Origin of the sequence: Methylobacter psychrophilus (assembly GCF_025583945.1) — a bacterium.
In the GTDB taxonomy this organism is placed as follows: domain Bacteria; phylum Pseudomonadota; class Gammaproteobacteria; order Methylococcales; family Methylomonadaceae; genus Methylobacter_C; species Methylobacter_C psychrophilus.
Genome location: NZ_JAOEGU010000043.1, coordinates 25,251 through 35,219, shown reverse-complemented (window position 1 = coordinate 35,219; position 9,969 = coordinate 25,251). Strand labels below are relative to the sequence as shown.

Here is a 9,969-nt window from a genome sequence, read left to right as displayed (position 1 = left end):
AACACCGGCCCCTCTACGACCTACACACTGACGTCTACTGATATCAGTAACGGTTACTGGAATACCACCGTGACGGCCCCAACCGCCGGTACGATGCTAACCGTCTCGGCTACGCTCACCGATGCGACCGGCAATGTCTCAGCAGACAGTAATACTGCCAGCGCAGTCCGTGACAGCGCACCACCCTCGCCCACCGTCGCCATCAGTACTGATGGCAATAGAGACGGTCACCTGAGTCTGACCGAGCAAGCCAGCTCGCCTACCGATGCGATTAAAGTCAGTTTACCTGTGGGCGCGGTTGCCGGTGAAGTTATCACCCTGACCAGTAACACCGGCCCCTCTACGACCTACACACTGACCTCTACCGATATCAGTAACGGTTACTGGAATACCACCGTGACGGCCCCAACCGCCGGTACGATGCTAACCGTCTCGGCTACGCTCACCGATGCGACCGGCAATGTCTCAGCAGACAGTAATACTGCCAGCGCAGTGCGTGACGCCGTAGACACCACAACAACTGGCTCATTAATTCAAATAACCAATCTACCCACGCCATCATTAACCCCGGCACCTAGCTCTAATAGTACAGCGAACTCTATGGCCATGAGCCCTGATTCTGGAGCTAAAAATCAAACAACCAGCAACAACGATTTCTCACTATCTTCACAAAAAGCTAATGTACAAAATAATAACTTAAACTTTGAACTATCTATTGTTGGCTCAGTGCGTAATCAGTTGGTAACTGAAGGCCAAAATTATGCATTTCAAATCCCCGCTTCAATATTTATACATAGTAATCCTAATGAACAATTGGTCTTCAAAGCCACAACAAGTGAGGGTAAATCTTTACCATCCTGGCTGAATTTTAATCCGAAAACCTTAAAATTTTCGGGTGTTCCGCCTAAAGACGCGGCACCAGTAACAGTAACAGTGACGGCCAAGGATAGTTACGGCAAGGAAGTGAGTGCCAGCTTTAAGGTTGGCGTTAATAAAGAGGATAACACTCCCCAAACCAAGCCCAAGTTAGATAATCAACAAGGAGATACCCCCGTAACACCTAATACAACAGGCCCTAATGTCAGTATTCAGAAACCTGTAAGCCAAGCTCGTTTGGCTAATCATTTTGAAGCACTGTCAGGTAATCAAAGCTTTACCCAACAAGTACACATGGTCGGAAAACTAAGCCGACTGCAAGAAAGTCGCGCCTTACTTGATAGCTTAAAAAATCTATAATCCTTTAACTTATTAATTTTCTTACTATGTCTTTTTACAAAAACGTTAGTCTTGCCTTGATAGCAAGTACATTAAGCAGTTGTTCCATTACTCCACAACCCATAGATGCCCAATCGCGCTTAAACATTATGCTGAGTGACCAAACAGAAATTTATAGTCATCAGGAACCTATCACTCAGCCTTTGACTTTTTATGATACCTTGGCACGGGCTCTTAAATACAACTTTGATCATCGTTTAACTATGATGGAAAAAGTGTTGCAAGATTCTCAGCTTGAAGTGGCTACGCTAAATATGTTGCCACGTTTGGCGGTTGATGCCGGCTATATGGGACGGCAAAATGAGCTGGCATCATCTAGCACTAATGTGGCTACAGGCGTTCAATCTTTGGCACCGTCTACATCACAAGACACCAGCAGAGGTGTTGCTGACTTGGCTTTTACTTGGAACCTACTTGACTTTGGTACCAGTTATTTTCAAGCTAAACAACAAGCGGACCGAATCTTAATCGCTCAAGAACGTCGCCGTAAAGTGATCAATAATTTGGTTAAAGAAGTGCTGTCGGCTTATTGGAGCACCAATATTGCTGAACGCTTATTGCCACAACTGATACCGGTACTTACACAAGCAGAAGAAGCGCTTAAATTAAGCAAAGCTATCGGCGAAGACCGCTTGCAACCCGTGGTCGGCATACTGGAATATCAACGTAGTTTATTACGTATCATTGCTCAATTAAAAAAACTAAGAGCCGATTTGAACTCTGCCAAGCCTAAATTGGCCGGTTTAATTAATGTACCTATGAACTCTAACTTTGTCTTGGCCCATCCTGAACAAACTCCAGAGGCACCGGTATTAAAAGCTACGCCGGCTGATTTAGAAAGCATGGGCTTGTTCTTTAGGCCAGAATTACGTGAAGAGCTTTATCAAGAACGTATCAGTCGTAACGAAGTCTGGAAAGAGCTCTTAAAAGCTATGCCAGGTTTAACTATTCCTCTTTCAGCCAACTGGGATAGCAACTCCTTTCTGGTTTATTCAACCTGGATGGAGGCCAGTGCGCGCACGACTTTTAATTTAGTTAATCTGGTATCGGCACCAAAAACATGGAAAACGGCTGAAACTCAGGTAGAAGTAGGCAAAACTCGCCGTAAAGCTTTAAGTATTGCGGCCGTGGTGCAAATTAATATTGGTTATCAGCAATACCTTAAGGCCTTGGATGGTTACCAAAGCGCCAGTGAATTAAGCAAAATAGATCAAAGTTTATTTAAAGCCATTAGCAATAATACCGAAGTCGACGCGGGCTCCGAGCTAGACAGAATCTATGCGGCAACCTCGGCGCTAGCCTCGCAACTAGAAAAAGAGCAAAGTCTGGCGGATGTTTATACTGCTTTAGGCAATATATATGCATCAATAGGTCTTGATCCTGTCACCGGTATTATTGAGCATGTTACTGTACGTGCGTTGTCAGTTCAGTTAGAAAAAACCTTAAATCGCTGGTATGCCGGTGACTTACCCAAGCTACCCAAAATATCTACGACACCGTCACAGGGACTTATAAGAGGATGAATTGCCGCAGTTTATTAGTGGCCTTAAGTTTAACTTTATGGCAACTGCCGGTACTGGCTGAAGCTCAGTTTATTACTGAAAACCTGCATTTACGTGCACAACTTAAAGCCAGACAAAGCACGCTTGTTTCCAGTGAGATTAGCGCTAGAATCAGTCAGCTTAAACTACATGATGGTGAACACTTTAGTGCCGGACAAATCCTGGTGGGTTTTCACTGTAATCTTGAAGAAGCCCAATTAAGTAAAAGCCAAGCGACCCTAGGCAAAAAGCTGAAGGTCTATGAGGTTAATCAACAACTAGAAGATCGTCGCTCAATTGGTGCCTTAGAACTGGCTATTTCCAAAGCCGAAGCAGAAGAAGCAAAAGCCGATGTACGCATCACTCAAGCTATGCTGGATAGATGCGTCATACACGCCCCTTTTTCTGGTAAAGTATCTGAAGTCATTGCTCGTCTATATCAATCGGTACGACCTGGCGATCCACTACTGGAGATTTTAGACGATAAAGATTTGGAAGTTGAGTTTATGTCACCCTCTCGTTCCATGCCACATCTAACAGTCGGTAAGCATTTTAAAATAACACTGGATGAAGTAGCCAAAACTTACGCTGCTGAAATTACTAGAGTCGGTGGCAAAGTTGACCCTGTCAGCCAAACCATTAAAGTGTATGGTCGTATTATTGATAAAGCGGATGAGTTGTTACCGGGTATGAGCGGCGCTATAGAATTTACCAGCAGCCCATGACAGAGCTTCCTGATCCTCGACTAATCCGGCTGACGCTATTACTGCAGTTAGAATCTCGCGCCAGGTTAGCACCTGCTGCAGAATTGCCTTATGTCATCGTAAATGAAACCAGCGAATTATTGCCTTATCGGCAAGCATTACTGTGGCGTAAAACTAACGATAGCATTGTCGCTGCATCCGGTGTTGTCAGCCTGGAAAAAAATAGTCCTTATGCACTTTGGCTCATGCCTGTTTTAAAGCACTTTAGTAACGATACTCGCGCCGGCAGTATTACAGAGTTTAGTGTTAATGACCTACCTACTGAACTGGCTAATGATTGGTCCAGTTGGGCGCCTGAATTTGCTTTATGGCTACCCTTACCGGCTCCCGCAGGTGGAACTTATTTCTTGGTATTATTTAGAGATACCTCCTGGCATGAAGCAGAACTCCATTTACTGGCTTATTTAAGTGAAGCCTATGGTTATACCTTGGCGTTGTCGGAAGCCGATCAAACTAAAATTTCCTGGAAAAGCCATACTCATAGGCACCGACGAGCCTTCATTATAGGTGGGCTGCTACTGGCTGCTGCTTTTTTTCCTATACATCAATCGGTGTTGGCTGAAGCAGAAGTGATCCCTCATCAACCCAATTTAGTTAGAGCACCGTTGGAAGGTGTGGTTGAAAGCTTTTATGTACAGCCTAATGAAACCGTTAGTGTCGGACAAAAGCTGTTTTCATTAGATAGGACGCAATTACAAAGTCGCCTTAATGTTGCCGAAGAAACCCGTGATATTGCCCAAACTGAATATTTACAAATGACGCAGCAAGCGTTGTTGGATCCTACTGTAAAAGCTAAATTAGCAGGTTTAAAAAGTAAATGGGATCAACAAAACGCAGAAGCCGATTATGTACGTACCCTACTCGAACGTTGCGTAGTATTTGCCAACCACCCCGGTATCGCCGTATTTGACGATCCCAATGATTGGATGGGACGTCCCGTTACTCAGGGTGAAAAAATTCTGGCTATCGCCAACCCACAAACTATTGATTTGGAAATACGCTTACCGATGGATGATTTAATCGAACTACAAGCAGGCGACTTGGTTCAGTTTTTCTCTAATGTATCACCCCATCAACCGTTACAAGCTAAATTGACTTATTTTAGCTATCGTACCAGTCCTACTCCAGCGGATATCATGGCTTATCGACTTAAAGCTGAATTTGCCGAGGGCTCAGAGTTACCGCGATTGGGTTATCACGGCATTGCTAAACTATACGGCACGCGTCGGCCATTTTTGTTATGGCTACTACGTAAGCCTTTACGTACAGCAAGACTCTGGTTGCCATGGTAGAAGCTTTAGCTATTTGGCCGCAATTACGTGAAGATTTAGCGATTTACCCAGGGCCTAGAGCGCTTAATGGCTCACCCTCATGGACCTTATATGATCAAGCTACACATCGCTATTATCGACTTGGCTGGCTAGAGTTCGAATGTTTACAATATTGGTCGTTGGCTAGCGCAGAGAAAATTGTCACAGCCATCGAACACACTACGCCTATTAGTACCTCAACCGTAGAAATTGAGGCGTTTGCCAAGTTTATCGTTAATCATCACTTATCAAAACCAGAAGGTACCCAAGCGAGTCAGTTTTTAGCACAGCTTAAAAAAAACTCACATACCGGTTTTTGGCTATGGCTATTGCATAACTATTTGTTTATGCGCGTGCCGTTATTAAGACCGGGGCCTTATCTACAAAAGACGCTGCCTCTCATTAATAAGTTTTTTAATCGCCGTAGCTTGCTGATATTACTTTTTATTTCTGCTTTAGCCGCTTATCTGATCGCACAGCAATGGACAAGTTTTAGTCATAGCTTTCTCTATGTCATTACACCAGAAGGTATGCTAACAACAGCCATCATGCTGTCGTTAGCCAAACTGATACATGAGTTAGGTCATGCTTTTGCCGCCAGCCATTTTGGTTGTCGAGTGCCTAGCATGGGTATCGCTCTAATGATGGGTTTCCCGGTGTTATGGACCGACGTTACCGATGCCTGGCGTTTGCCGCGACGTCAAGATCGTTTAATCATTGATGCGGCAGGTATGTTTGCCGAACTCATACTAGCGGCCTTGGCAACCTTATTATGGACAATATTACCTGATGGCTCTTTCCGTAGCGGGGTTTACGTATTAGCTAGTTCTACGTGGCTGGTCACCTTAGCCATCAATCTAAACCCTTTTATGCGCTTTGATGGTTATTATTTACTCTCTGATCTGCTCGATATTCCTAATTTACAAGACCGTTCCTTTGCTTTGGCGCGCTGGCATTTACGAGAAAATCTATTTCGCTTTAATTTCCCTCCACCCGAGTTATGGCATAAGAATCGCCAACGTTTACTAATTGCCTATGCTTACGCGACTTGGATTTATCGTTTACTGCTATTTGCCGGTATTGCTTGGGCCGTTTATCATTTTTTCTTCAAAGCACTAGGTTTAGGCTTATTTGCCGTTGAAATTATTTGGTTTGTGGCTAGACCTATGTTTAAAGAAATGGTTATTTGGCGTAAGTTATTTACAAGACAAGATTTTAGTCTCCGGCCTCATCTTGCTTGGTTTATTCCTATTATCGCTATCGCCATATTCATCGTGCCTTGGCAGACACATTTACTGGTTCCAGGCTTACTCAAAGGAGCGGCTGAATTTACTTTATATAGCCCTCAACCCTCTCAAATTAAAAAAGTGTTAATACACGAGGGAGATACGGTTACAGAAGGACAAGTGCTACTCGAATTAACGTCGCCAGATCTTGATTTTCGTATCCATACCGCTGAACTACGTTGGGCTGAGTTAACGCAACAACTAGCTTCACAAAGTCTTGACTTGGCATTAGCCAGGCATAATCCCATGGACATGGAGGCCTTACAGTCAACCTTAGCAGAACTAAAAGGGCTGCATGATGCACATGACAAACTAACCATACATGCCAGATTTAATGGTCATATAAGAGACTTATCCGATTCTTTGCGCTCTGGTGAATGGCTAGCTAAAGACGAACCGTTAGGTGTCGTTATTAGCCCCGGTCATTTAGTCATCGCTTATGCCGAAGAAGCAGATTTACAGCGTTTACAACAAGGAGTAAGCGGTACTTTTTATCCTGATGGGGGTGATTTAGCGCCTATTTTAGTCAATGTACTAAATATTGATCCTTCTGGCACACGCCAATTAACCTTGGCAGAACTTAGTTCACGCTATGGCGGCACTATTGCCGTTAGAGAAGATAAACAACATCACTTAATTCCTGAGCAAGGTGTATATCGTTTACTGTTACAAGTTAAAAACACCAGTATCAAGCTGCCATATACCGTTCGAGGCCGATTGTCGCTAACTACGCCGGCTGAAAGTATATCGGGGCGATTACTGCGTTCGGCACTCGCAGTTATTATTAGAGAAAGCGGCTGGTAAGTTTAACATCATGGGTGGATTCAACTCCGAAGTTGCAATCTTAGCCAATGTTTAATACATATAAATAAAATTGATTACAATCATGCTCTTACGAAATAAAAAATCTTGGATCATGAAGTGAATTGTGTGATGGAGTAGCCGGAAATTGTCAATGTAGTTGTTGCATCGGCGGTTAAATCTTACTACGCTGGTCGAAACTACTTACCAAAAAGGCGTGCGGATGACGAACAAGGCCTTTAACGCACTTGCCAACAGAATAGATCGGGATGCATCACTGCCAAAATACGATTTGACCGTCAGACCTTGTGCTTAAAGAGGTGTCAATTGGGGGTATTTATTGCGAGTTACCTTATATACGGATAAGCTCTAAATCCATTTAATTTTTCAGTTTTACAGTATTTTTTTGTTAAAAAAAAATTTTGGCAAGCAAGTTATTTAAAAACTAAACAAGACTGGTAACATTATTCGCAATGGCAAGTTTTTCAAAGCATAAAATCACCCAATCAGCGCGCCAAACATTTACCAAAATTTCGTCTCTTTTACTATCATTCGTTACATCTATTCGAGATTGTTGTATGATTTTAATAGCAACCACTTGAGTATTATCATTTATATTAATTCGGATTGTGCCAAAACCTGATGGTAGATATTACTATCTTGACTTGTAACCTTACACCTGATTTTTCTAAAAAAACTATTATGAGCCAATTAAATCTGCTGCTTCGTTTACTAATAAGTCTTATGTTAGTCGTTTCTATTGCTGGTTGTGCAGGAGGTAAAACGTATGAAAGTACGGGTGAGTATTTGGATGACTCAGCCATTACTACCAAAGTAAAAACTTCAATATTAGGTGATTCCAAACTTAAATTTTTTCAAATTAGTGTTAAAACTTTTAAAGGCGTTGTGCAGCTTAGTGGCTTTGTTAACTCCAATGAAGTCGCTACCAGAGCCACTGAGATTACAAGAACTGTTAAGGGAGTCAAAATGGTTAATAACAGCCTCATTGTAAAATAAGTAAATTTATTGTTTATTTCAACAAACTTGCCATTAAATTACTCGATATGGTCAAGCTAATAACGCACAGATTTATTAAAATGTACGCTAATTAAATCAGGTCAGATTTCAGTAATACTTTTGACTGTTACCCTGATAATCCCTGCGCATGAATGAATCATGCGCAGCAAGGCATTGAATAAATTCAATTTTTTATTGAGAATCCAATCGATAATTAATAAACATCCCTGACGTAACGCTTATCTTTTTTCAGTTGATTAACGTAATCGATAGCTTGCTGTTCTGAAAATTTGCCGTGCATGGCAATAACATCATGTAGCGCCTGATCGACATCTTTTGCCATTCGGTAAGCATCACCACAAACAAAGAAATAACCGCCCTGCTCCAACCATAAAAACAACTCGGCACCTTGTTCACGCATCCTGTCCTGCACGTAAATCTTGGCATCTTGGTCTCTGGAGAACGCTAAATCCAAACGTGTCAGCAAGCCGCTTTTCTGAAAGTTTTCCAACTCTTCACGATAAATATAGTCAGTTGCTGCGTTGCGATCACCAAAAAACAACCAGTTGTTACCGGAAGCATTGCGGTACTGACGTTCCTGCAAAAAGGCTCGAAAGGGTGCAATACCGGTACCGGGGCCAACCATAATCATGGGCAGATTATTATCTTCAGGTACCCTGAATACCTTGTTGGGTGTAAAGAAACAACGCACGCTGGTTTCAGTATTAACCAAATCAGCCAAAAATGTTGAACAAACACCTTTATGTGATCGACCATGGCTTTCATAACGGACACTGGCAACCGTTAAATGTACAGCATCCGGATACTGCTTGCCGCTGGAAGAAATCGAATAGGCCCGATGTTGCAAAGGTTTTAATAGTGCTATAAATTCAGCCGCCGTAAATTCACAAACTGGAAATTGCAACAATAAATCCAGCGTATCGCGTCCCCATAAATAATCGGCCAGCTGTTCTTTATTACCTGTTTCAATAATCCCGTTAAGTTCCTGGTCGCCAGAACGGATGGCAATCTCTTCAATGAATTCTTTACTTGGTGCCTTGATCTCAAAATGTTCGCGTAATGCCAGTTGTAGGGACATTAATTCACCGTTGACCGGTTCGTCTTCATCACCAGTACAACCGATAGCGTTAATAATGGCGGCAACCAGCTCAGGACAGTTGGTTGGCACAACGGACAAGGCATCGCCGGCTTCGTAGGTTAAGCCTGAACCTGCTATTGAAATTTCATAATGACGCGTTTCTTTAGATGATGATGCGTCAGTTAATAAGCGATTAACCAGTAGCTTGGCCGGGAATGGATTTTTTCGGTGGTATTCGGGCTTATCGGTAACCCGAGGATCAGTTTCAACAATTGTCGTAACAGCGCCACCTGCCATGAGTGGAATGACAGCAGTCATCCAACGTTCAGCCGACTCTTCAAAATCGACATCACAATCTATACGATCATAAACGCGCGTTGCACCCAGTTCAACCAGCTTGGCATCCCAGTCTATACCGGCTTGGCAGAATAAATCATAACTGGTGTCACCTAAAGCCAACACTGAAAATTGCATGCCTTCAAGTCTTGGCATCGTTGCTGCACAAACGCCATCCCATAGCATTTGGGCATTATCCGGCATTTCGCCTTCACCATAGGTGCTGGTAATAATCAGTAAATAATCTATCGCAGACAGTGCATCCGCTTCAATTTCATCCATGCTTTTTACCAAAGGCTTCAAGCCATAAGTTTTGGCAACGGCAGCAGCATCATTGGCAACAGCTTCGGCGGTACCCGTTTGGCTACCATACAGTATGGTAATAAGTCGACTATCTGCTTGACTGACTGAGCCAGCACTTTGAATCAGATGTGAGTGCATCCCGGCAAAAAAACCGCCTAGCCATGCGCGTTGGTTTTCGTTATAGGGTGCATCAAGTGGAAGTTGAGGTGATTTCATTTAAGTTACTAACAATTCAAT

General features: G+C 43.0%; 7 protein-coding genes. 6 read left to right on the top strand and 1 reads right to left on the bottom strand.

Annotated elements, in window-relative coordinates:
• The 6 genes from N7974_RS15925 to N7974_RS15900 all read left to right on the top strand — a co-directional run.
• The coding region (locus N7974_RS15925) for a putative Ig domain-containing protein (protein ID WP_262966572.1) at positions 1–1,236 on the top strand (1,236 nt) is incomplete at its 5' end.
• A 26-nt stretch (positions 1,237–1,262) separates the two neighbouring features.
• A complete protein-coding gene (locus N7974_RS15920; protein ID WP_262966571.1) occupies positions 1,263–2,798 on the top strand; it encodes a TolC family protein in 1,536 nt (511 codons plus the stop codon).
• Positions 2,799–2,815: 17 nt separating this feature from the next.
• The gene (locus N7974_RS15915) at positions 2,816–3,541 is read left to right on the top strand and encodes an efflux RND transporter periplasmic adaptor subunit (protein ID WP_262966570.1); all 726 of its coding nucleotides are present in this window, start codon (positions 2,816–2,818) and stop codon (positions 3,539–3,541) included.
• Positions 3,538–4,872, top strand: coding sequence for an efflux RND transporter periplasmic adaptor subunit (locus N7974_RS15910; RefSeq protein WP_262966569.1), 1,335 nt, complete (start codon positions 3,538–3,540; stop codon positions 4,870–4,872). Before N7974_RS15915 ends, N7974_RS15910 begins: the two co-directional genes overlap by 4 nt.
• Positions 4,866–6,980: an HlyD family efflux transporter periplasmic adaptor subunit gene (locus tag N7974_RS15905; RefSeq protein WP_262966568.1), complete on the top strand. Its 2,115-nt coding sequence runs from the start codon at positions 4,866–4,868 to the stop codon at positions 6,978–6,980. The genes N7974_RS15910 and N7974_RS15905 overlap by 7 nt, the downstream gene beginning before the upstream one ends.
• Positions 6,981–7,679: 699 nt before the next feature.
• Positions 7,680–7,994 (top strand): BON domain-containing protein, encoded by a 315-nt coding sequence (locus tag N7974_RS15900; protein WP_262966573.1) that lies wholly within the window; start codon positions 7,680–7,682, stop codon positions 7,992–7,994.
• Positions 7,995–8,208: 214 nt separating this feature from the next.
• Here the strand turns inward: N7974_RS15900 and N7974_RS15895 are convergent, their stop codons facing one another.
• Positions 8,209–9,948 (bottom strand): sulfite reductase subunit alpha, encoded by a 1,740-nt coding sequence (locus N7974_RS15895; protein ID WP_262966567.1) that lies wholly within the window; start codon positions 9,946–9,948, stop codon positions 8,209–8,211.
• Positions 9,949–9,969: the final 21 nt, after the last annotated feature.

Coding starts and splice junctions, on each gene's coding strand:
- N7974_RS15900 (WP_262966573.1), top strand. CDS start 7,680: ATGAGCCAATTAAATCTGCTGCTTCGTTTACTAATAAGTCTTATGTTA.
- N7974_RS15895 (WP_262966567.1), bottom strand. CDS start 9,948: ATGAAATCACCTCAACTTCCACTTGATGCACCCTATAACGAAAACCAA.
- N7974_RS15910 (WP_262966569.1), top strand. CDS start 3,538: ATGACAGAGCTTCCTGATCCTCGACTAATCCGGCTGACGCTATTACTG.
- N7974_RS15905 (WP_262966568.1), top strand. CDS start 4,866: ATGGTAGAAGCTTTAGCTATTTGGCCGCAATTACGTGAAGATTTAGCG.
- N7974_RS15920 (WP_262966571.1), top strand. CDS start 1,263: ATGTCTTTTTACAAAAACGTTAGTCTTGCCTTGATAGCAAGTACATTA.